General features: G+C 67.4%; 2 protein-coding genes. Both read right to left on the bottom strand.

The features are described 5' to 3' along the window. Positions 1-714, bottom strand: a 714-nt coding sequence (locus ACLEQD_RS44055; RefSeq protein ID WP_410391886.1) for a beta-ketoacyl synthase N-terminal-like domain-containing protein, incomplete at its 3' end; no start/stop codon positions are given. Between the two features lie 22 nt (positions 715-736). Next, a partial coding sequence (locus tag ACLEQD_RS44060) for a phosphopantetheine-binding protein (protein WP_410391887.1) occupies positions 737-1,071 on the bottom strand: 335 nt, incomplete at its 5' end.

Below are 1,071 nucleotides of genomic sequence, written 5' to 3' on the forward strand. Positions count from 1 at the left end.
CTTGGCATCGAAGGTACGGCAGTGCCCATCCGGCGACAGGATGCCTTCCGGCTCGAAGACGTAGCCGGAGGCCTGGGGAACGCGGATGCAGACGCCACCCGCCAGCGCCATGTCGCACTCGCCATTGGCCAGGGACTGGGCCGCGAGGTGGACGGCGACGAGCGAGGTGGAGCAGGCGGTCTGGACGGTGAGGCTGGGGCCGCGCAGGCCGAGCTTGTAGGCCACGCGCGTCGCCACGAAGTCCTTGTCGTTGCCGAGCATGAGCTCGTAGCTGTCGACCGTCGTCATGACCTCGGCGTTGGTGCAGAGGTTGTTGAGCAGATACGTGTTGGTGCTCACCCCGGCGAAGACGCTGGTGCGGTTGTCAGGGGCGGGAGCGCCATGGCCCGCGCGATCGAGGACCTCGGCGGCGCACTCCAGGAAGAGGCGCTGCTGGGGATCCATGGTGGCGGCCTCGCGAGGGGCAAGGCCGAAGAACGAGGCATCGAACTGCTCGATGTCCGCGAGCACGCCCCGGGCGGGGACGTAGTCGGGCCGGCCTCGCACGGAAGCGTCGACCCCCGCGGCCGCGAGCTCCGCGTCGGAGAAGAAGGAGATGGACTCCGCGCCCGAGCAGAGGTTCTCCCAAAGCGCGTCAACGCTCCGCGCACCGGGGAAGCGCCCGCTCATGCCGATGATCGCGACTTCGTGACTGAAGTTGTCTGAGGTGTCCATCGTGAGGTCTCGGGTCCCGGGGTTACTTCTTCGACGTCTTGTTGCGCTCGCGCAGTGCCCGCTGGTTCTTCATCGAGGCTTTGCGATTCGTGGCCCGGTCCTGGCTGTGCTCGAACGAGCCCGCCTCGGCCTGCTGAGTGACGTGCTTCGCGAGTGAGCGGATGGTGGGAGCCTGGAAGAGCTCGACCAGCGGAACGTCGAGCTTCAAGGCTTCACGAAGCCGCGTGTGCAGCTGGACCATCAGCAGCGAGTTGCCGCCGAGGTCGAAGAAGTTGTCGTGGACGCCGACCTTGTCGAGGCGAAGGACGGCCTGCCACGCGGAGGCGAGCTGCACCTCCAGCGCGCTCTGCGGAGCGA

Source organism: Corallococcus sp. 4LFB (genome assembly GCF_046520365.1).
In the GTDB taxonomy this organism is placed as follows: Bacteria; Myxococcota; Myxococcia; order Myxococcales; family Myxococcaceae; genus Corallococcus; species Corallococcus caeni.